This window comes from Azospirillum sp. UFLA03-27, assembly GCF_059803775.1.
The window spans coordinates 1-19896 of sequence record NZ_JAUQTX010000114.1; the positions used below are offsets into that span (position 1 = coordinate 1).

Consider the following 19896-nt stretch of genomic DNA (forward strand, 5'->3'; position numbering starts at 1 on the left):
GTTATAGTCTCGTGGGCTCGGAGATGTGTATAAGAGACAGGGGCTAGGGTGGGGGCCTCACGGCGACCACAAACGGAAAACTCAGAGGCCGTAGCGCGACCAGAGCGCGCGCTCCTCGACGGCGGACAGAGCTGCCGCGGGGAGGTCCGCCGCAAGACGGTCCAGCACCGCCGTGCCCACCGGCGCGTCCACGCGGAAGCCCATGCGGCGGAACCAGCGCCGGTCCTCCTGCACCACGCGCAGCCGGACCCTTTCGCCGAAGCGGCCGCGCAGCACGGTGCGCAGGTCGCCGATACCGTCGATCAGCCCCAGTTCCAGCGCGCGCCGCCCCGCCCAGAAGGCGCCGGAGAACAGCTCCTCCTCCGCTCCGGACAGGCGGGCGCCACGGCGGTCGCGCACCATGGCCTTGAAGGCGTCGTGGATCTCCACCTGGATCGCCTTGAGATGGGCCACCCCGTCCTCCCGCTCCGGCGAGAAGGGGTCGAGAATCACCTTCTTGTCGCCCGCGGTGTAGAGCCGCCGCTCGATGCCGTAGCGCTGGATGAACTCGTGTGCGCCGAAGCCCGACGACACCACGCCGATGGAGCCCAGGATGCTGCTCTCGTCCGCCCAGATCTCGTCCGCCGCGCAGGCCAGCCAATAGCCGCCGGACGCCGCCGCGTCCTCGCAGAAGGCGAAGACCGGCACCTTCTTCTCGGTGGCGAGGTCGCGGATGCGCTTGGCGATCAGAGCCGACTGCACCGGCGATCCGCCCGGCGAGTTGACGACCAGCGCCACCGCCGCCTGACCCTTCGGCGCGAAGGCGCGTTCGATCAGCCCGGCCATGTTGGCCATGGTGAGACCCTGGCGGAAGGCTCCGGCCTGACCGATGACACCGGACAGGCGGAGGACGGACACGATCGGCCCGGCGTCGCGCCAGGGGCCGAACGGGAGTTTGGCGAGCAGCTTCGTCATGTTCATCGCCGGTTGAAATGGTGGCGCTGACGCCGGATTGAAAGCGTTGGCTTAAGCGATCAGCGGTTCCATGTCGCGCAGAATCCGCTGCGCCTGCCCGCCGTAGGCGCCGTCGGAGCCGTGCAGCACCAGCCCGGCGCTGAATCGCGCCGGCGAGCGCCCACTCTTCCGCGCCGCCAGCAGGATGCGCCGCGCCTCCTCCCCCGCCTTCGGCCAGAGCGGGACGAGCGTCAGGGCCCCGAATCGGGCGCCGTGCAGCGCGGCCAGGATCTCGTCCACCCGGTCGGCGCGGTGGACCATGGTCAGCGTGCCACGCGGCTTCAGCATCACGGCGGCGAAACGCACCCAGGCGGCCAAGCCCGCCTCCCCCTCCACGTTGGCGGCGGCCTTCCAAGGGTCGGGCGGGACGCTGGCCGCCCCGGCGCGCAGATAGGGTGGGTTCATCATCACCCGGTCGAAGCTCCCCGCGACCAGCTGCGGCGGCGGGGCCAGCAGGTCGCCCTCAAGGACGCCCACCCGGCCATCCAGCCCGTTGAGGGCGGCGTTGCGCCGGGCGAAGTCCGCCGCCTCCGCCCGCTTCTCCAGCCCGACGACCATGACACCCGGCACACGGGCGGCGAGGCACAGCGCCGCCGCCCCGGTGCCGGTGCCGACGTCCAACACCCGCTCCCCCGCCCCGGCGGCGGTGAAGGCGGCGAGCAGCACCGGGTCGATGGCGGCGCGGTAGCCGGCCTGCGGCTGGTGCAGGCGGACGCGGCCATCCAGGAGCGTGTCGAACGCTCCGTCGCTTTCCATCGTCACGCCCCCAGTTCCTCCCCGGCGTCGCGCAGCAGGCGACAGGCGGCCGCATGATCCTCCTCGGCCACCATCAGGCGGCGGGGAATGGCGCCGATGGAGCCCTCCAGGATGCTGGTGTGGGTGTCCAGCACGATCCCCTCGATTCCCGCGTCGGTCAGCAGGGCGAGAAGCCAGCTCAGACGGACCGGATCGGTGGTGCGCAGAAGTTCCTTCATGAAATCCCGGCTGTTCTGTGCCCTTATTCGCCTTGCGGACTTGACCGAAGAGGCTATGCCGTTATGCTCCCTGCCGGAATTCGTCACGTCAATCATCATTGGAGTCGACCTTGGCGGTCGTGACCAACCTCGAGCCGAAACGGCGGAAGTCCACCCCGCTCGACGATCTGACCGCCCTGGTGGCCGATGACCTGAGCGCGGTGAACGAGATCATCGTCCAGCGGATGCATTCGTCCGTCGATATGATCCCGCAGCTTGCCGGCTACCTCATCGCCGCCGGCGGCAAGCGCCTGCGCCCCGTCCTCACCCTCGCCGCCGCCGAGCTGTGCGGCTACAAGGGCGAGGACCACAAGATGCTGGCCGCGGTGGTGGAGTTCATCCACACCGCCACCCTGCTGCACGACGACGTCGTGGACGAGAGCGACCTGCGCCGCGGGCTCGCCTCGGCCAACGCGGTGTTCGGCAACAAGGCCAGCGTGCTGGTCGGCGACTTCCTGTTCTCCCGCAGCTTCGAGCTGATGGTGGAGGTTGGGTCGCTCGACGTGCTGCGCATCCTCTCCAAGGCGTCCGCGGTGATCGCCGAGGGCGAGGTGCTGCAGCTGCGCACCACCAACGACACCGAGACCAGCGAGCAGGCCTATTTGGAGGTCATCAAGGCCAAGACGGCGGAGCTGTTCGCCGCCGCCTGCCGCGTCGGCGCCGTGGTGGCCGACCGCCCGCAGGCGGAGGAGCTGGCGCTCTACGACTACGGCATGAACCTGGGCATCGCCTTCCAGCTCGTCGACGACGTGCTCGACTATTCGGCCTTCCAGGCGAAGCTGGGCAAGACGGTCGGCGACGACTTCCGCGAGGGCAAGATCACCCTGCCGGTCGTGCTGGCCTTCCGCCGCGGCAACGACGAGGAGCGGGCCTTCTGGCGCCGCACCATGGAGGAGCTGGACCAGCAGGAGGGCGACCTGGAACGCGCCCAGGAGCTGATGGCCAGGCACAACGCGCTGAAGGACACCGTGGAGCGCGCGCGCCATTATGGCTCCATCGCGCGCGACGCGCTGGGCCTGTTCCCGGACACGCCGGTGAAGACCGCCCTGCTGGAGGTGCTGGACTTCGTGATCGAGCGCGATTTCTAAGCTCTGGGAACTTTTTCGCCACCGGGGGTGATTTTCACGTTGCAGCCCCCGGATCGAGCGGCTATATACGCGGCCCACGGTGACGCTGGCGACGGCGCCACCGACGGACCGGAGAGTAGCTCAGCCTGGTAGAGCACTGCTTTCGGGAGGCAGGGGCCGGAGGTTCGAATCCTCTCTCTCCGACCAGCACGAAAAGGGCCGATGCGGCAACGCATCGGCCCTTTCGCTTTTCCGGCCCGGCCAACCAGCCGTTGCAGCGGCCTCCGCACCGGCTTTCGCGGTCCCGGCAAAAAAACATTCCGCAAATGCCGCTTATTCCCATTGCAGCCCGCGGGCAATGGGTCTATACACCCGCTCCACGGCGACGCTGGCAACGGCGGCACCGACTGGACCGGAGAGTAGCTCAGCCTGGTAGAGCACTGCTTTCGGGAGGCAGGGGCCGGAGGTTCGAATCCTCTCTCTCCGACCAACACGAAAAGGGCCGATGCGGCAACGCATCGGCCCTTTCGCTTTTCCGCTCCGCTGCTGCGGCACAGGCCGCGCTCCCGCCTGTTCTCCCTGGTAAGCGACACAAGACGGGGAGCAGACCCATGGAACAGGCGATCGGACAGGAACCCCAGGCAGCGGGCGGCCCGGTGGGGACGGAGATCGACCCCAAGGCCGTCGTGGTGTCCCGCGCGGTGCGCGACCTGCTCCAGCCCCACGGCTTCCGTCCCCGCGACATCGGCAGCGGCGTGGGCGGCGGCATGGCCTGGAACCGGCGCGGCGGCGATGACACCCACGAGATGATCACCTGCAACGGGCGGTTGTCCGGCGACCCCGACCGGGCGGAATGGACCGCCGGGCGCTACGGCAACCGCGGCGGCTTCGTGGAGGTCACCGGCCTGACGCTGCGCGGCGCGCTGGACGCCGTGGCGGTCCTGCCCCGGCCGGTGCGGGTGGACGGTTCAATGGCCGAGGGCATCTACCCGTCGCTGGAGGACGCCCTCGACGACATCGCGTGACGGGCTACTTCAGCGCCTCGTCGATCTCCACCTGATAGCCCTTGGCGAGGCGGTTGGTCTCGTTCGCCATGCCGACGACGGCCATCAGCTCGCCGAACTGGGCGTCGGTCATGCCGGCGCGGCGCGCCGCCGCCTCGTGCGAGCGGATGCAATAGTCGCAGCCGTTGGTCACGCTGACCGCGACGAAGATCATCTCCTTGACCAGCGGGTCCAGCGCGCCGGGGGCCATCACCTCCCTCAGGCTCTCCCAGGTGCGCTTCAGCGTGGGCGGGTGATGGGCGGCCATCTTCCAGAAATTGTTGACGTCCGGCACGTTGCGGGCCGCCTTGATGTCGTCGTAGACGGCGCGCACCTCGGGTGCGGCGTCGGCGTGCTCGATGGGCTTCAGGGGCATGATGGTGCTCTCCGCGGCAGGTTGAACGGTCATGAGGACGTCCGGTGCTGCGGCATTGTCTCCGGTTCCGCCCTGCGGAGCCATGGGAAGGGCCATATCCCCATGGCGTCCCCCACTGAAAGTCATAGGGCCGCCGGAAAGTTCAGGTTGCCCCGGCTGCCACGGACCGGCATAGCTTCTGGGCCACGGTGGCCCGCGCATGGCGCCCCGCCCCATCGCCACCCGTGATCGCGTTCCCCGCCTCCAACACCGCAGCCCATGCCTCTTCGTTACCTCTCCGCCCTGGCAACCGAATCAGCGAGAATGGTGCGCCTTCTGCGCATCCTGCTGGTGGCCTCCGTCCTGGTCCCCGCCCTGCTGTTCACCGCCATCGCCTGGCGCGACTTTCAAGAGGAGGAAGCGCAGGCGGAGCGCAACATCCGCAAGACCGTGCTGATTCTGCACGAGCACATGCAGAAGGTCTTCGACACGGTCGAGCAGGTCCTGGACCGGCTGGACGAGCGGACCACCGGCATGAGTTGGGACGAAATCGGCCGGTCCGATGACCTGCACGGCTATCTGAGGACGCTGGTCGAGGAGCTTCCACAGATCGGCGTCGTCGGGCTGGTCGATCCCAACGGCACGCTGCGCAACGACAACCGCCTGTTTCCCGCCCCGTTGATCAACGTCGGCGACCGGGAGTATTTCCGCACCCAGGCGGCCGGCGACGCCGGCATCCTCGTCAGCGAGGCGATCACCGGGCGCGGGTCGGGCAAACGGCAGTTCAACGTCACGCGCCGCCGCGCCGCCGCGGGCGGCCCGGATGGGCCGTTCAACGGCGTGCTGCTGACCGCGGTGCTGACCGATTATCTGGCCGATTTCTATCAACTCGTCGTCGCCGGTCCGAAGGAGGCGATTTCCCTCGTCCGTGGCGACGGCTCGGTTCTGGTCCGTTTCCCCTCGATGGGCGACCGGCAGGCCCGTCATGCCTCGGACAGCTTCCTGCTCGGCGCCATGGCGGCCGGGAAGACCGAAGGCGTGTTCCGCACGCGGGGCCGCATGGACGGCATGCCGAGGCTCAACGGCTTCATGCAGGTCGCGCCCTACCCGATCTACGTCACCTATGGCATCCCGATCGCCGAGATCCGGGCCGGATGGGCGCACAACGTCCTGACATACGCCGCCTTCACCGTGCCGGCGATGCTGGCTCTGGTCGGCATCACCCTGTTGGCGTTGCGCCGCGCGCAGAGCGAGATGCGGGCCGTCCGCCGCTGGACCGATGAGGCCCGCGCCCGCGAGTCCCTGGAGAACGCGCTGCGCCAGTCGCAGAAGCTGGAGGCGTTGGGCCAGTTGACCGGGGGTGTCGCCCACGACTTCAACAACCTGCTGACCGCCGCCCTGGCCAATCTGCATCTGATGGAACGGCATCTGCCGGCGGAGGGCGCGCGCTATCTGGACGGCACCCGCACCGCGCTGGAGCGCGCCCGGACGCTGACCGGGCAGTTGCTGGCCTTCTCGCGCCAGGAGGCGGTGGACCCCAAGGTGGTCGATCTGGGGGATGCCCTCCGCGCCATGGCCGATCTTCTGGAACGCTCCATCCGCGCCGACATCGCGCTGGACTGGGCGCTTCCCAGCGCCCCGCTGCGAGTGGAGGTGGACCCGGTCCAACTGGAGTTGGCGGTGCTGAACCTCGTGGTGAACGCCCGCGACGCGATGCCGGAGGGCGGGCGCATCCGCATCGCCGTCCGGCAGGAGGAAACGCCCGACGGCCCGCTGGCCGTTCTGGAGATCACCGACACCGGCGGCGGCATGCCCCCGGAGGTCGCCGCCCGCGCCTTCGAGCCCTTCTTCACCACCAAGCCGCACGGCAAGGGGACGGGTCTGGGCCTGTCGATGGTCTACGGCTTCGCCCGGCAGTCGGGCGGCAACGCGACCATTTCCAGCGCGCCGCGCCGCGGCACGGTCGTCCGCGTGACCCTGCCGGTGTCCGGCCGGGCGCCGGAGCCGGAAGCCGTGCCGGACGCGGTGGAGGCGGCTCCGAGCGGCCCGGTCCGCCTGCTCGTGGTCGAGGACAACGCGCTGGTCCTGATGGCCACCGTGGAGGGGCTGACCCAGGAGGGCTTCGAGGTGATGACCGCCGACCACGGCGCCGCCGCCCTGGAGATCCTGGAGCAGGACACCGCTTTCGACGTGATCGTGACCGACGTGGTGATGCCCTACGGCGTGTCGGGAATCGATCTGGCGCGGCGGGTCCAGGAGCGCTGGCCCGGCATCCGGGTCCTGCTGATTTCCGGCTACAGCCCGGAATCGCTGACCGGCCTGAAGGCCGACGCCGCCGTCCTGCCCAAGCCCTTCACCCCGGACCAGCTCGCCGCGCGCGTCCGCGCCCTTCTGCGCACCGCGAAGACCGCCTGACCGGGGCCGTGCGACCGGAAGGACGGGTCAGAGCAGGACGCTGATGAACATCGGCGCCCACAGCACCGCCGACCAGATCAACCCCAGGAAGATGCCGTGGGTGAGGTCGGTGAAGGTCGGTTCCGACAGGCAGTGCATGCGCCAGAACGCTTCGCGGTCGTTCATGCCCTGACGCTGCCCGTGACGCTGCGGGGTGTGGTTCTGAGCGTCCTTCATGACCGTTTCCTTGCTGGGGGCCAAATGGAAGGAACCGGTGAAGGGCGCCACGGTTCCGCACCGCAACGGGAACAATGATGGGGCAGGATGGGGCATGCCGAAAAGAGAAAGGCCCCCTGCCCTTTCGGACGGGAGGCCCTCCGGTCGGATGGGATGAGCCGCTTACTTGGTGCGGATCATCGGGGTGAGCTGGTCGCCCCAGTTGCCCGTCGCGTTGTGATAGCGGGCCGTGCGCATCAGCTCGACCGTCACGCCGGCTTCCACGGCCTTGACGACGGCGTCGTTCAGGCGGTGCAGGCTGTTGGCGAGGACGCGGATGGCGCTTTCCTGCTCGTCCGTGAGGTTCGAACGCTCGTCCGGCGGCGCATCCTGGAAACCCGACTGATTCGTCATGCGGCTATCCTTCCCTTGTTCTCCGGCCCGGGTCTTGCGGCCCCGGCTCTGCCCTGGTTCACCGGCGCCGTTGCGCCGGCATGGCCGGGTGCTGCGCTGCAAACCCGGCATTTACGTCTTAACACATCACGCGCCGGTAGCAAGGGCGCGGCAAGACAACCTCGTTCGAAAGAGTCATGCCTCCCGCGGCAGAGTGCCGCTGCCCGGGGATGCCGGATGGGGGAAGGATCCCGCCGCGCTTCAATCGCACTGCGTTTGACGGACGGCGTTTGATCGGGGCGCGCTCCCGGCCTAGCTTTGCCGTCCAAGGGCAGACGCCGACAAAAACGATCCGCAGCCGATACAACGAAGAAAGACAGGACCATGGCCGACACCGCGACCGATTCCCGCTCCGTCGCCTTTCTGGGGCTTGGCACCATGGGCTTTCCCATGGCCGGCCATCTGGCCGTCCGGGGCGGCCACCGGGTGACCGTCTTCAACCGCACCGCCGCCAAGGCCGAGGCCTGGACCGCCCGTTTCGGCGGCACCAGCGCCCCGACACCCGCCGAGGCCGCACACGACGCCGAGGTGGTCTTCCTCTGCGTCGGTGGCGACGACGACGTGCGGGCGGTCGCCGGCGAGGCGATGGGCGCCATGAAGCCCGGCACCATCGTCGCCGACCATTCCACCGTGTCCGCCACCGTCTCGCGCGAGATGGCCGAGCTGGCCCGCGCGCGCGGCCTGTTCTTCCTCGACGCGCCGGTGTCCGGCGGGCAGGCCGGGGCGGAGAACGGGGTGCTGACGGTGATGGTGGGCGGCGACGCCGACGCCTTCGCCCGCGCCCAGCCGCTGATGGCCTGCTACGGCCGCTCCGTCACCCATATGGGTCCGGCGGGCGCCGGCCAGCTGACCAAGATGGTCAACCAGATTTGCATCGCCGGGCTGCTCCAGGGGCTGGCCGAGGGCATGGCCTTCGCGCAGAAGGCCGGGCTGGACGGGCACAAGGTCGTGGACGTGATCGGAAAGGGGGCGGCGCAGTCCTGGCAGATGGACAACCGCGCCAAGACCATGCTGGACGGCAAATTCGACTTCGGCTTCGCCGTGGACTGGATGCGCAAGGACCTGGGCATCGTGCTGGGCGAGGCCCGCAACAACGGCGCCAGCCTGCCCGTCACCGCCCTGGTCGACCAGTTCTACGCCGATGTCCAGGCGATGGGTGGCAACCGGCTGGACACCTCCAGCCTGATGACGCGCATGACGCGTTGAACAAAAAAGGAAAGGGGAGCGCCGCGGCGCTTCCCCTTCTCTCACCTCAGATGCGGACGACCTTGCCGGGGTTCATCCGGTTCTCCGGATCAAAGGCACGCTTCAGCTCGCCCATCACGGCGAAGGCGTCGCCGGCCTCCTTCTCCAGGAACTCCATCTTGCCGTAGCCGATGCCGTGCTCGCCGGTGCAGGTGCCGCCCATGGCGAGCGCCCGGTCGACCATGCGGTCGTTCAGGCGCTTGGCCTCGGCCAGTTCCTCCGGCTTGTCGGGGTCGATGACGTAGACGAGGTGGAAGTTGCCGTCGCCGACATGGCCGACCAGCGGGGCCAGCATCGAGGATTCGGCGATGTCCTTCTTGGTCTCCAGGATGCAGTCGGCCAGCCGCGAGATCGGCACGCAGACGTCGGTCGGCCAGCCCTTGGAGCCGGGGCGCAGCGCCAGCGCCGCGTAATAGCCGTCGTGGCGGGCCTGCCAGAGCTTGGAACGGTCCTCCGGACGGGTTGCCCAGGTGAATTCGCTACCGCCAAACTCCGCGGCGATGGCCGCGACCATCTCCGCCTGCTCCTTCACCCCGGCGGCGGTGCCGTGGAACTCGAAGAACAGGGTCGGGGCGACCTTGTAATCCAGCTTGGAATACTTGTTCACCGCGTCCATCTGGACCTCGTCCAGCAGCTCGATGCGGGCGACGGGGATGCCGGACTGGATGGTCTGGATCACTGTGTCCACGGCGCCGCGGATGTCGTTGAACGGGCACACCGCCGACGAGATCGCCTCCGGGATGCCGTAGAGGCGCAGCGTCACCTCGGTGATGATGCCGAGCGTGCCCTCCGCCCCGACGAACAGGCGGGTCAGGTCGTAGCCGGCGGCGGACTTGCGGGCGCGCCCGCCGGTCTTGATGATCCGGCCGTCGGCCAGCACTACGGTCAGCCCCAGCACGTTCTCGCGCATGGTGCCGTAGCGCACGGCGTTGGTGCCGCTGGCGCGGGTGGAGGCCATGCCGCCGAGCGAGGCGTCGGCGCCGGGGTCGATGGGGAAGAACAGGCCGGTGTCGCGCAGATGCTCGTTGAGCTGCTTGCGGGTCACGCCGGCCTGGACGGTGACGTCGAGGTCCTCCGGGCTGACGCGCAGGACCTCCTTCATGTTCGACACGTCGATGCAGACGCCGCCGGCCAGCGCCGCGACGCCGCCCTCCAGCGAGGTGCCGGTACCGAAGGGGATGATCGGCAGCTTGTGCTTTGCGCAGAGCTTGACGATGGCGCTGACCTCCTCGGTGGAGGTGGCGAAGGCGACGCCGTCGGGCGGGAAATTGGGGTGGTAGGACTCGTCCTTGCCGTGATGCTCGCGCACCGCTGCGGCGGTGGTGAAGCGGTCCCCAAGCAGGGCCTTGAACTCGGCCTTCATCTCGTCGGTGAAGGCGACGCGAGGCTGGGTGGCGGGTACGGCGGTCATGGACGAATCTCCCCGGGGGTCCTTTTGGCACGATGCCGTGCGGTGGTAGGACCGGAGAAGCTAAGCCCCGCCGCCCGCGCAGACAAGCGACTCGCGCGCATGGGTGGGGGGCTTGCGCTTTGATCCCCTCTCCCGCCCCGGGAGAGGGTGCCCGCGCAGCGGGCGGGTGAGGGTTGCGCAAGGATCAGGTGCTGATTCTCGGTGTTACCCTCACCCTTCCCGCGCGTTGCGCGGGCTCCTTCCCTCTCACGGGGCGGGAGAGGGATTCTCCCCGTCACGCCTCCTCGTAGCCGCCGCCGCCCGGCGTCTCGACGACCAGCACGTCGCCCTCCCCCATGGCGGTCTTGTCCTGGGGGCCGAGCTCCTCCACCGAGCCGTCGGTGCGCTGGACCCAGGTGCGGCCGATCTGGCCGGGGGCGCCGCCCTTCAGGCCGAAGGGGGGCACCCGGCGGTGGTTGGACAGGATGGCGGCGGTCATCGGCTCCAGGAACTTCAGGCGCCGCACCACCCCGTCGCCGCCACGCCAGCGCCCCGCCCCGCCCGATTCGCGGCGGATGCGGAAGCTGTCCAGCAGCACCGGGAAGCGCCATTCCAGCACCTCGGGGTCGGTCAGACGCGAGTTGGTCATGTGGGTGTGCACCGCGTCCGTCCCGTCGAAGCCGGGACCGGCGCCGGAGCCGCCGCAGACCGTCTCGTAATACTGGTAGCGCTCGTTGCCGAAGGTCGTGTTGTTCATCGTCCCCTGGGCCGAGGCCAGCACGCCGAGAGCGCCGTACAGCGCGTCGGTGACGCACTGGCTGGTCTCCACGTTGCCGGCCACCACCGCGGCGGGATAGCTGGGCGACAGCATGGTGCCCGGCGGGATGACGATCTCGATGGGCTTCAGGCAGCCCTCGTTCATCGGAATCTCGTCGTCCACCAGCGTGCGGAAGACGTAGAGCACCGCCGCCCGGCACACCGCCGTCGGGGCGTTGAAGTTGCTGGTGAGCTGCGGGCTGGTGCCGGTGAAGTCCACCCGCGCCGACCGCTCGTCCTTGTCGATGGTGATGCGGACCTTGATGACCGCGCCGTTGTCCAGCTCCTGCACGAACTCGCCGTCGGTCAGCACGTCGATGACGCGGCGGACCTGCTCCTCGGCGTTGTCCTGGACCAGCTTCATGTAGGCGTTGACCGTCTCCAGCCCGAACTGGGCGACGATGCGGCGCAGCTCGCGCGCGCCCTGCTCGTTGGCGGCGATCTGGGCCTTCAGGTCGCCCAGGTTCTGCGCCACGTTGCGCGCCGGCTGCGGCCCGGCGGTGAAGAGAGCGACGACCTCCTCCTCCAGGAAGCGGCCCCGCTCGACGAGCTGGATGTTGTCGAGAAGGACGCCCTCCTGATCGATCGTCGTGCTGTCCGGCGGCATCGAGCCGGGGGTGATCCCGCCGACGTCGGCGTGATGCCCGCGCGAGGCGACGTAGAACAGCACCCGCTCGCCGGCCTCGTCGAAGACCGGGGTGATGACGGTGATGTCCGGCAGATGCGTGCCCCCGTGGTAGGGGTCGTTCAGCATGTAGACGTCGCCGGGGTTCATTTCCCCTTGGCGCCGCTCGACGATGGCGCGCACGCTCTCGCCCATCGAGCCGAGATGCACCGGCATGTGCGGAGCGTTGGCGATCAGCCCGCCGTCCGCGTCGAACAGGGCGCAGGAGAAGTCCAGCCGCTCCTTGATGTTCACCGAGTAAGCGGTCTTCTCCAACGTGAAGCCCATCTGTTCAGCGATGGACATGAACAGGTTGTTGAAGACCTCCAGCATCACAGGGTCGGCCTTGGTGCCGATGGCGAGGCGCTGCGGCAGTTCCTCGAAGCGGGTGAGCACGAGGTGGTTCTTGCGCGTCACCTCGGCGATCCAGCCGGGCTCGACCACCGTGGTGGCGATCTTCTCCTTGATGACGGCGGGACCGGTCACGCGGTTGCCGGGCTGGAGCCGGTCGCGGTCGTAGACCGGCGCCTCGCGGTCGGCGCCGCCGGTGTGCAGGGTGACGGTGGCGAGGCGGCGCGGCAGGGCGCCGGTGACGCTGGGCAGGTCCTCGTCGTCGGCGCTCTCGGTGCGGCCCACCGCCTCCACCGACACGGCCTCGACCACCAGGGCCTTGCCCTCCATCATGAAGCCGTAGCGCTGGCGGTGCGCCGCCTCGAAGGCGGCGGCCATGGCGTCGAGCGGCCCGAAATCGACGACCAGTGGGCTGTCGGAGCCCTCCACCTTGATGTGCGCCTTGCGCAGCACTGCCAGCCGTCCCTCCGGAACGCCCTGGCGGAGCAGTTCCATGCGCCCCTCGGCCTCCAAGGCGGCAAGCGTGGCGGTCAGCTCCTCGACCAGCGCGGCGTCGAGCCGCGCCTCCACCGCGCGCTCGCGGATCGCCACCGTGTCGGCGAGGCCGATGCCGTAGGCGGACAGCACGCCGGCGTGCGGGTGCAGGAAGACCTTGCGCATGCCCAGCGCGTCGGCGACCAGACAGACATGCTGCCCCGCCGCCCCGCCGAAGCCGTTCAGCGTGTATTGGGTGACATCGTAGCCGCGCTGCACCGAGATCTTCTTGATGGCGTTCGCCATGTTGTCGACGGCGATCTTCAGGAAGCCCTCGGCCACCTGATGCGGGGTCATCTCGGTGCCCAGCGCCTCATTCACCTCCTCGGCCAGCTCGGCGAACTTCTCGCGCACGATGACAGCGTCGAGCGGCTGGTCGGCCTCCGGCCCGAAGACGTGAGGGAAGAAGTCGGGGTGCAGCTTGCCGACCATCACGTTGCAGTCGGTCACGGTCAGCGGCCCGCCGCGGCGGTAGCAGGCCGGGCCGGGGTTGGCCCCGGCGCTCTCCGGCCCGACGCGGAAGCGCGCCCCGTCGAAGAAGCAGACCGAGCCGCCGCCCGCCGCCACAGTGTGGATGTGCATCATCGGGGCGCGCATCCGCACCCCGGCCACCACCGTATCGAAGGCGCGCTCATACTCCCCAGCGTAGTGCGACACGTCGGTGGAGGTGCCGCCCATGTCGAAGCCGATGACCCGGTCGAAGCCGGCCATGCGCGCGGTGCGCACCGCCCCGACGATGCCGCCCGCCGGGCCGGAGAGGATGGCGTCCTTGCCCTGGAACCAGCGCGCGTCGGTCAGCCCGCCGTTCGACTGCATGAACATCAGCCGCACGCCGGAGAGGTCCCCCGCCACCTGCTCCACATAGCGGCGCAGGATCGGCGACAGGTAGGCGTCCACCACCGTGGTGTCGCCGCGCCCGACGATCTTCATCAGCGGGCTGACCTGATGGCTGACCGACACCTGGGTGAAGCCGATGGAGCGGGCCAGCGCCGCCACCTGCTTCTCATGGTCCGGGAAGCGGTAGCCGTGCATCAGCACCACCGCGGCGGCGCGGAAGCCGTCCTGGTAGGCCTGCTCCAGCTGGACCCGAACGGCGCGCAGGTCCACGGCCTTCAGCACCGTGCCGTCGGCCTTGATCCGCTCCGGCACCTCGGCCACCCGCTCGTACAGCAGCTCGGGCAGGACGATGTGGCGGGCGAAGATCTTCGGGCGGGCCTGGTAGCCGATGCGGAGCTGGTCGCCCAGCCCTTCGGTGATGAGCAGCAGCGTGCGCTCGCCCTTGCGCTCCAGAAGCGCGTTGGTGGCGACGGTCGTGCCCATCTTCACCGCCTCGACCGCCTCCGCCGGGATCGGCTGGCCGGAGGCGAGGCCCAGCAGGTCGCGGATGCCCTGGATGGCGGCGTCGCGGTAGCGTTCCGGATTCTCCGACAGCAGCTTGTGCGTGACCACCGACCCGTCCGGGCGTTTGGCCACGATGTCGGTGAAGGTGCCGCCGCGGTCGATCCAGAACTGCCACCGGCCCTGCGCTTGGGACGCCATACCCAACTCCCTGATGTCTTGTCTCGACGCCTGATGTCTTGACGGGAGTGTGACGATACGCCGCCGCGGGTCAAGACGGGGTGCACGAAAGGGTGGGATGCGCCCCCTCCTCCTGCCCGTCCGGTCAGGCCGCCTTGAGCAGCGCGGGCAATCCGTCCAGCACGGCGTTCACCGCACCCGCCCCGTCCTCGAACGCCTCCAGCACCAGCGAAACCTGGGAGGGCCGCGGCAGATCGAAAGTGATGGCGAATTCGCCGCCGTCGCGCTCCATCGTTCCGCCGAAGCGGCGCGACAGGGCGCGCATGCGGGTGTTGTCGGCCAGGCACATCATATGGACCTGCCGGATGCCCCGGTTGGCGGCGATGGACAGCGAGCGGCGAACCAGGGTGGAGCCGACACCCCGCCCCTGAAACCCCTTTTCGACGCTGATCGCCAGCTCCGCGGCACCCGGCCACAGCAGCCGGTCGAAGCACAGCTCCACCGCGCCGCGCAGTTCGCCGCGGTCGAACAGGCCGAGCAGCGTCGTCCGCGTCCAGTCGAGCGACTCGCAATGTTTGACGATGACCTCGTCGGAGACGGTGCCGGTGAAGCGGGCGTAGCGGTCCGCCTTGTCCAGCCGCAGCAGATGCGCGCGGTACTTACCGCGCTCGGTGGGGAGAAGCTTGCGGATGGCGGACATGGGAGGACTCGTGGCGCTGGTGATTCGGGACATCGCACCGCTTCGCGTCGTCCGCTTCCCCATCGGCGGCCTGGACCGGCCGCCCTCTTTTGTTGCGGTGCAACATGGAGAAGACGGGCACCAAGGACAAGGCCCCTGGCGACGACGGCACGACTCTGTTGCAGCGCAGCAACATCCCGCCTCGCCGGAAAATCCCATACCTCCAACGGATGAAAAGGGCGCGGCGCACGAAGATTTTTGGGAAACAACGAAAAAGTATGGGCCGGTTGGCGCGATGCCGGACTGCCGGTATGCTGCTCAAGCGGTCGAAAGGCGGATAAAAATGAGCATCTGGGGCAGCGTCCTGGGCGGGGCGGCCGGTTTCACCATCGGCGGGCCGATCGGGGGCCTGATCGGTCTGGCCGCCGGTTACGCGATGGGGCGCGGCATCCGCGGCCTGTGCGGCCCGGCGGACGCCACCAAGTCCATCGCCTTCACCATCGGCGTGATCGCCCTGTCGGCGAAGATGGCCCGCGCCGACGGCGTGGTGAAGCGGGTTGAGGTGGATACCTTCAAGCGCCTGTTCCGCGTCCCGCCGGAGGAGCTGGACACGGTGGGCCACGTCTTCGACCTCGCCCGCAAGGACACCCACGGCTTCGAGGAATACGCCCAGCAGATCGCCGGCCTGTTCGAGGACCGCCGCGCCGTGCTGGAGGAGCTGCTCGACAGCCTGCTGGCCATCGCCGAGGCCGACGATGAACTGCACGAGACGGAAGTCGAGTATCTGCGCACCGTCGCCCACATCTTCGGCTTCACCGACGACGAATTCGAACGCATCGTCGCTGGCCACCACATCGCCGGCACGCCGAACGAGACCGACCCCTACGGCGTGCTCGGCGTCTCCCGCCGGGCCAGCGACGAGGCGATCAAGGCCGCCCACCGGCGCCTGGTGCGCGAGCATCACCCGGACGTGCTGATCGCCCAGGGCATGCCACAGGAGTTCGTGGATCTGGCGACGCAGAAGGTCGCCGCCATCAACGCCGCCTTCGACCGGATCGAGAAGGAGCGCGCGCGCGGCTAAAGCCAGGCGTCGCGCCTTCCTTCCCGGCCGACGCATCCCCGCCCCGGCGCAATCGGGTGTCGCGAGCCTGTGGACCGCACGCTATATAAGCACACCTCCGCACACCGTATCGTTGGGTCATGGCTCCTCCCGCTCCGATCACCGCGCTCCAGGGCGTGTCCGTCACCTTCGGTGGCCGTCCGCTGTTCGAAACCATCGACCTGTCCATCGGGCGGGGCGACAAGGCCTGTCTGGTCGGGCGGAACGGGTCCGGCAAGTCCACGCTGATGAAGGTGCTGGCCGGCATGATCCAGCCGGACGGCGGTACCGTCTTCACCCAGCCCGGCGCCCGCATCGCCTACCTGCCGCAGGAGCCGGACTTCACCGGCTGCGCCACCGTCCACGACTACGTCGCCGCCGGCCTGCCCGCCGACGAGCGCGACGAGACGCACCGGGTGGACGCCGTGCTGGACCGGCTCCAGGTGCCCGGCCATCTCGACCCCAACACGCTGTCGGGCGGCGAAGCGCGGCGCACGGCGCTGGCCCGCACGCTGGTCGGCGCCCCCGACGTGATGCTGCTGGACGAGCCGACCAACCACCTCGATCTGCCCACCATCGAGTGGCTGGAGGAGGAGTTGCTGGCCTACCGTGGCGGCCTTCTGCTGATCTCGCATGACCGCAGCTTCCTGAACCGCTTGGCCAAGCGGACGCTGTGGCTGGACCGCGGCACGGTGCGCGCCACCGACCGCGGCTTCGCCGAGTTCGAGACCTGGCAGGCCGAGGTGTTCGAATCGGAGGAGATCGCCGCCCAGAAGCTGAACCGCAAGATCGAAGGCGAAATGAAGTGGCTGCGCGAGGGCATCTCGGCCCGGCGCACCCGCAACATGGGCCGCGTGCGCGCCCTGCTCCAGCTCCGCACCGACCGCGCCGAGCGCATCAAGGGCGGCCAGCAGGCCAAGCTCGCCGTCGCCGAGGCTGAGCGCGGCGGCCGGCTGGTCATCGAGGCCGAGCACATCTCGAAGGGCTTCGACACGGCGGACGGCCGCAAGACCATCGTCAACGACTTCTCCACCCGCATCCTGCGCGGCGACCGGGTGGGGCTGATCGGGCCGAACGGTGCCGGCAAGACCACCTTGCTGAAGATGCTGACCGGCCAGATGGAGCCCGACAGCGGCACGATCCGGCTGGGCACCAACCTGGAAACCGCCTATTTCGACCAGCGGCGCGACGGGCTCGACCCCGAGGACACCATCCGCAAGGTGCTGTGCCCCTTCGGCGGCGACAGCGTGATGGTCAACGGCCAGCCGCGCCACGTCGCCGGCTACATGCGCGACTTCCTGTTCGACACGCGCCAGCTCGACAGCCCGGTCAAGGCCCTGTCCGGCGGTGAGCGCAACCGGCTGCTGCTCGCCCGGCTGTTCGCGCGGCCCAGCAACATGATGATCCTCGACGAGCCGACCAACGACCTCGACATGGACACGCTGGACCTGCTGGAGGATGTGCTCGGCGACTATCAGGGCACGCTTCTGCTGGTCAGCCACGACCGCGACTTCCTCGACCGGCTGGTCACCAGCACCATCGCGGTGGAGGGGGACGGGGTGATCGCCGAGTATCCCGGCGGCTATTCCGACTATCTGGTGCAGCGCCCGCCGCCCAAGGAGAAGGCCGCCGCCCCGGCCAAGGCGAAGCCCGCCGCCGCCCCGGCGGCCGCCAAGCCGAAGGGCAAGCTCAGCTACAAGGACCAGCGCGAACTGGACGACCTGCCCGCCCGCATGGACAAGCTGACCGCCGAGGTGGCGAAGCTCGAATCGGCGCTGGCCGACCCCGACCTGTTCGCCCGCGACGCCGCCAAGTTCCAGAAGACGTCCGATCAGTTGCAGGCGAAACAAAACGAGCTGGCCGCCGCCGAGGAGCGCTGGCTGGAGTTGGAGGCCCTGCGCGAGGAGCTGGAAGGCGGCCGCGGATGAGTCTGCGCGACTCGCTGCTGGCGCTCCTGGTCATGGCGACCTGGGGCCTGAACTTCGTCGTTGCCAAATGGGGTCTGGCGGAATTCCCGCCGCTGTTCATCATGGCGCTGCGCTTCATCGCGGTGGCGGCGCTGATCCTGCCCTTCAAGCGGATTCCCTGGAGCGCGGTGCGGCCCATCGCGATCCTGTCGGTGACGCTGGGGACCGTGCATTTCCCGCTGATGTTCACCGGGCTGAACGGCATCGATGCGGCCACCGCCTCGCTGGCCGCGCAGGCGCAGGTGCCCTTCTCCTCCCTGCTGGCCGCGCTGGTCTTCAAGGACAAGCTGGGCTGGCGCCGCGCCGCCGGCATGGCCGCCGCCTTCGCCGGCGTCATGGTCATCGCGGGCGAGCCGCGACTGTCCGGATCGTTGCTGTCGCTGTTCATGATCCTCGGCGCCAGCTTCGCCTTCGCCGTCGCCAGCATCCAGATGAAGCTGATCGTCGGGGTGGACGGCTTCGCGCTGAACGGCTGGATGGCGCTGTTCGCGGCCCCGCAGTTGCTTCTGCTCTCCCTCCTGTTCGAGGAAGGACAGATGGCCGCGCTCACCGACGCCACCCTGTGGGGCTGGGGCGCCATCGCCTACATGGCGGTGGGCGTCACCATCGGCGCCTATGGGATGTGGTACCCGCTGTTGCGCAAATACTCGGTCAACCAGACCATGCCCTTCCTGCTGACCGTGCCGGTCTTTGGCGTTCTGGCGGGCGTTCTGCTGATGGACGATCCCTTCACGCTCCGTCTGGTCCTGGGCGGGCTGTTGACCGTGGGCGGCATGGCCGTCATCGTGAAGCGGCGCCCCACGGCGCTGGCGGAGAAGGTGACGAATCCGACCTGAGGACACCATGACGCTTACGGGCCTCGGATGCATCGACCGCCCCTCCCCCAACCACGGGCCGCGGCCCGAGGGGGTGGGGGTGGAGCTGCTGATTCTCCATTACACGGGAATGCCCACCGCCGAGTCGGCGCTGAGCCGGCTGTGCGATCCCGCCGCCCAGGTCAGCGCCCATTACACGGTGGACGAGGACGGCGCCATCCACGCCCATGTGCCGGAGGACCGGCGCGCCTGGCACGCCGGCCTGTCCTCCTGGCGGGGCCGGGCCGACGTCAACAGCCGCTCCATTGGAATCGAGATCGTCAATCCGGGGCACGAGTTCGGCTACCGCCCCTTTCCCGCCGCCCAGATGGCCGCGGTGGCCGATCTCTGCCTGGACATCATGGGCCGGCATGGAATCGCGCCCGCCGATGTGCTCGGCCACAGCGACATCGCCCCGGCCCGCAAGGAGGACCCCGGCGAACTGTTCGACTGGCCGGGGCTGGCGGCGCGCGGAATCGGGCTGTGGCCCCAGCCCACCGCGGCGGACGACTCGCCGGTCGACTCGGCGGAGTCCGTGGAGGATGTGACGGCGCTTCTGGGACGTTATGGGTACGACACCGCCGAATCGCGGGTCCTGATGTCCTTCCAGCGCCATTTCCACCCCGAACGCCTGACCGGGGAGCCCGATCCGGAAACGCTGCGCCGCCTGCGCGCGCTGCTGCGGATGACCGGGCGCTGAGAATCCGAATCGCCCCTGAACACCGTTGCGAATCGAAGTTGCGAATCGAACGGCGACCCTATACACAGTGCCGCGCCAGATGGCCGGATGGCCGCCTTCGACCTTTTGGATCGGGGGAGGAAAGTCCGGGCTCCACGGAAACACGGTGCCGGCTAACGGCCGGCGGGGGCGACCCTAGGGAAAGTGCCACAGAGAGCAAACCGCCACCGGCCTCGTGCCGGCGGTAAGGGTGAAAGGGTGCGGTAAGAGCGCACCGCGCGCCTGGCAACAGGGGCGGCACGGTAAACCCCACCGGGAGCAAGACCGAATAGGGGCGGCACGGCCCGCCATCTCTTATGGGATGGTCTGGGGCCAAGCGCGTTTCCGCGCCGCCGCCCGGGTTGGTTGCGTGAGGCGCCGGGCAACCGGCGTCCCAGATGAATGGCCATCCATCAGGGTAACCTGAGGACAAAACCCGGCTTACAGGCCATCTGGCGTTTATCCCCACCACCTCCGGATCACCGGACACCCCTTTTCCGCGGCGCGGGACTGGGATGGCCCCCCCT

At 69.1% G+C, this 19896-nt stretch carries 17 protein-coding genes, 2 tRNA genes and 1 other RNA gene; 11 read left to right on the forward strand and 9 right to left on the reverse strand.

The genetic code is table 11. The features are described from left to right. Nucleotides 1-81: 81 nt before the first annotated feature. From Q4I23_RS17575 to Q4I23_RS17585, 3 genes are read right to left on the reverse strand one after another with little or no spacing between them, the layout of a single operon-like run. The gene (locus Q4I23_RS17575) at nt 82-954 is read right to left on the reverse strand and encodes a S49 family peptidase (protein WP_498527032.1); all 873 of its coding nucleotides are present in this window, start codon (nt 952-954) and stop codon (nt 82-84) included. 51 nt (nt 955-1005) lie between these two features. Then, on the reverse strand, nt 1006-1749 hold the full coding sequence (locus Q4I23_RS17580) for a tRNA1(Val) (adenine(37)-N6)-methyltransferase (RefSeq protein WP_498527041.1): 744 nt from the start codon (nt 1747-1749) through the stop codon (nt 1006-1008). Between the two features lie 2 nt (nt 1750-1751). Then, on the reverse strand, nt 1752-1967 hold the full coding sequence (locus tag Q4I23_RS17585; protein ID WP_014241194.1) for a putative signal transducing protein: 216 nt from the start codon (nt 1965-1967) through the stop codon (nt 1752-1754). A 110-nt stretch (nt 1968-2077) separates the two neighbouring features. On the opposite strand from Q4I23_RS17585, the gene Q4I23_RS17590 reads away from it, so the two are divergent. The 4 genes from Q4I23_RS17590 (at nt 2078) to Q4I23_RS17605 (ending at nt 4098) form a co-directional block, all read left to right on the forward strand. Continuing rightward, nucleotides 2078-3094, forward strand: coding sequence for a polyprenyl synthetase family protein (locus Q4I23_RS17590; RefSeq protein WP_498527033.1), 1017 nt, complete (start codon nt 2078-2080; stop codon nt 3092-3094). Between the two features lie 109 nt (nt 3095-3203). Beyond that, a tRNA-Pro gene (locus tag Q4I23_RS17595) sits at nt 3204-3280 on the forward strand. A gap of 206 nt (nt 3281-3486) precedes the next feature. Then, nucleotides 3487-3563, forward strand: a tRNA-Pro gene (locus Q4I23_RS17600). Between the two features lie 121 nt (nt 3564-3684). Further along, nucleotides 3685-4098 (forward strand): hypothetical protein, encoded by a 414-nt coding sequence (locus Q4I23_RS17605; RefSeq protein ID WP_454019293.1) that lies wholly within the window; start codon nt 3685-3687, stop codon nt 4096-4098. Nucleotides 4099-4102: 4 nt separating this feature from the next. On the opposite strand, the gene Q4I23_RS17610 is transcribed toward Q4I23_RS17605, so the two are convergent. Next, nucleotides 4103-4525, reverse strand: coding sequence for a carboxymuconolactone decarboxylase family protein (locus tag Q4I23_RS17610; protein WP_498527034.1), 423 nt, complete (start codon nt 4523-4525; stop codon nt 4103-4105). Between the two features lie 270 nt (nt 4526-4795). On the opposite strand from Q4I23_RS17610, the gene Q4I23_RS17615 reads away from it, so the two are divergent. Then, entirely contained in the window at nt 4796-6886 is a 2091-nt protein-coding gene (locus Q4I23_RS17615) for a hybrid sensor histidine kinase/response regulator family protein (RefSeq protein ID WP_454019292.1), read from the forward strand. Between the two features lie 27 nt (nt 6887-6913). Here Q4I23_RS17615 and Q4I23_RS17620 read toward each other — a convergent pair whose 3' ends face one another. Together Q4I23_RS17620 and Q4I23_RS17625 are read right to left on the reverse strand one after the other, a co-directional pair. After that, a complete protein-coding gene (locus Q4I23_RS17620) occupies nt 6914-7102 on the reverse strand; it encodes a hypothetical protein (RefSeq protein WP_454019291.1) in 189 nt (62 codons plus the stop codon). A 162-nt stretch (nt 7103-7264) separates the two neighbouring features. Beyond that, nucleotides 7265-7495, reverse strand: coding sequence for an SMc00767 family acetate metabolism repressor (locus tag Q4I23_RS17625; RefSeq protein WP_014241201.1), 231 nt, complete (start codon nt 7493-7495; stop codon nt 7265-7267). Between the two features lie 363 nt (nt 7496-7858). On the opposite strand from Q4I23_RS17625, the gene Q4I23_RS17630 reads away from it, so the two are divergent. Further along, a complete protein-coding gene (locus Q4I23_RS17630; RefSeq protein ID WP_498527035.1) occupies nt 7859-8740 on the forward strand; it encodes an NAD(P)-dependent oxidoreductase in 882 nt (293 codons plus the stop codon). A 46-nt stretch (nt 8741-8786) separates the two neighbouring features. Here Q4I23_RS17630 and Q4I23_RS17635 read toward each other — a convergent pair whose 3' ends face one another. The 3 genes from Q4I23_RS17635 to Q4I23_RS17645 form a co-directional block, all read right to left on the reverse strand. Further along, nucleotides 8787-10190 (reverse strand): FAD-binding oxidoreductase, encoded by a 1404-nt coding sequence (locus tag Q4I23_RS17635; RefSeq protein ID WP_454019289.1) that lies wholly within the window; start codon nt 10188-10190, stop codon nt 8787-8789. Between the two features lie 274 nt (nt 10191-10464). Continuing rightward, nucleotides 10465-14073, reverse strand: coding sequence for a hydantoinase B/oxoprolinase family protein (locus tag Q4I23_RS17640; protein WP_498527036.1), 3609 nt, complete (start codon nt 14071-14073; stop codon nt 10465-10467). Between the two features lie 124 nt (nt 14074-14197). Next, the gene (locus tag Q4I23_RS17645) at nt 14198-14752 is read right to left on the reverse strand and encodes a GNAT family N-acetyltransferase (RefSeq protein ID WP_498527037.1); all 555 of its coding nucleotides are present in this window, start codon (nt 14750-14752) and stop codon (nt 14198-14200) included. 322 nt (nt 14753-15074) lie between these two features. Here Q4I23_RS17645 and Q4I23_RS17650 point away from each other — a divergent pair, with 322 nt between their 5' ends. From Q4I23_RS17650 to rnpB, 5 genes are all read left to right on the forward strand, one after another. Further along, nucleotides 15075-15812: a TerB family tellurite resistance protein gene (locus Q4I23_RS17650; RefSeq protein ID WP_498527038.1), complete on the forward strand. Its 738-nt coding sequence runs from the start codon at nt 15075-15077 to the stop codon at nt 15810-15812. A 119-nt stretch (nt 15813-15931) separates the two neighbouring features. Next, a complete protein-coding gene (locus Q4I23_RS17655; protein ID WP_498527039.1) occupies nt 15932-17758 on the forward strand; it encodes an ATP-binding cassette domain-containing protein in 1827 nt (608 codons plus the stop codon). Beyond that, complete coding sequence (locus Q4I23_RS17660) at nt 17755-18633, forward strand: DMT family transporter (RefSeq protein WP_174439575.1); 879 nt, start codon at nt 17755-17757, stop codon at nt 18631-18633. The genes Q4I23_RS17655 and Q4I23_RS17660 overlap by 4 nt, the downstream gene beginning before the upstream one ends. Nucleotides 18634-18640: 7 nt before the next feature. Next, nucleotides 18641-19351 carry an N-acetylmuramoyl-L-alanine amidase gene (locus Q4I23_RS17665; RefSeq protein WP_498527040.1) on the forward strand — a complete coding sequence of 237 codons (711 nt, stop codon included), beginning with the start codon at nt 18641-18643 and terminating at the stop codon, nt 19349-19351. A gap of 75 nt (nt 19352-19426) precedes the next feature. Continuing rightward, nucleotides 19427-19829, forward strand: an RNA gene (gene rnpB, locus Q4I23_RS17670) — RNase P RNA component class A. Nucleotides 19830-19896 lie beyond the last annotated feature (67 nt).

Coding starts and splice junctions, on each gene's coding strand:
- Q4I23_RS17575 (WP_498527032.1), bottom strand. CDS start 954: ATGACGAAGCTGCTCGCCAAACTCCCGTTCGGCCCCTGGCGCGACGCC.
- Q4I23_RS17580 (WP_498527041.1), bottom strand. CDS start 1,749: ATGGAAAGCGACGGAGCGTTCGACACGCTCCTGGATGGCCGCGTCCGC.
- Q4I23_RS17585 (WP_014241194.1), bottom strand. CDS start 1,967: ATGAAGGAACTTCTGCGCACCACCGATCCGGTCCGTCTGAGCTGGCTT.
- Q4I23_RS17605 (WP_454019293.1), top strand. CDS start 3,685: ATGGAACAGGCGATCGGACAGGAACCCCAGGCAGCGGGCGGCCCGGTG.
- Q4I23_RS17610 (WP_498527034.1), bottom strand. CDS start 4,525: ATGACCGTTCAACCTGCCGCGGAGAGCACCATCATGCCCCTGAAGCCC.
- Q4I23_RS17615 (WP_454019292.1), top strand. CDS start 4,796: ATGGTGCGCCTTCTGCGCATCCTGCTGGTGGCCTCCGTCCTGGTCCCC.
- Q4I23_RS17620 (WP_454019291.1), bottom strand. CDS start 7,102: ATGAAGGACGCTCAGAACCACACCCCGCAGCGTCACGGGCAGCGTCAG.
- Q4I23_RS17625 (WP_014241201.1), bottom strand. CDS start 7,495: ATGACGAATCAGTCGGGTTTCCAGGATGCGCCGCCGGACGAGCGTTCG.
- Q4I23_RS17630 (WP_498527035.1), top strand. CDS start 7,859: ATGGCCGACACCGCGACCGATTCCCGCTCCGTCGCCTTTCTGGGGCTT.
- Q4I23_RS17635 (WP_454019289.1), bottom strand. CDS start 10,190: ATGACCGCCGTACCCGCCACCCAGCCTCGCGTCGCCTTCACCGACGAG.
- Q4I23_RS17640 (WP_498527036.1), bottom strand. CDS start 14,073: ATGGCGTCCCAAGCGCAGGGCCGGTGGCAGTTCTGGATCGACCGCGGC.
- Q4I23_RS17645 (WP_498527037.1), bottom strand. CDS start 14,752: ATGTCCGCCATCCGCAAGCTTCTCCCCACCGAGCGCGGTAAGTACCGC.
- Q4I23_RS17650 (WP_498527038.1), top strand. CDS start 15,075: ATGAGCATCTGGGGCAGCGTCCTGGGCGGGGCGGCCGGTTTCACCATC.
- Q4I23_RS17655 (WP_498527039.1), top strand. CDS start 15,932: ATGGCTCCTCCCGCTCCGATCACCGCGCTCCAGGGCGTGTCCGTCACC.
- Q4I23_RS17660 (WP_174439575.1), top strand. CDS start 17,755: ATGAGTCTGCGCGACTCGCTGCTGGCGCTCCTGGTCATGGCGACCTGG.
- Q4I23_RS17665 (WP_498527040.1), top strand. CDS start 18,641: ATGACGCTTACGGGCCTCGGATGCATCGACCGCCCCTCCCCCAACCAC.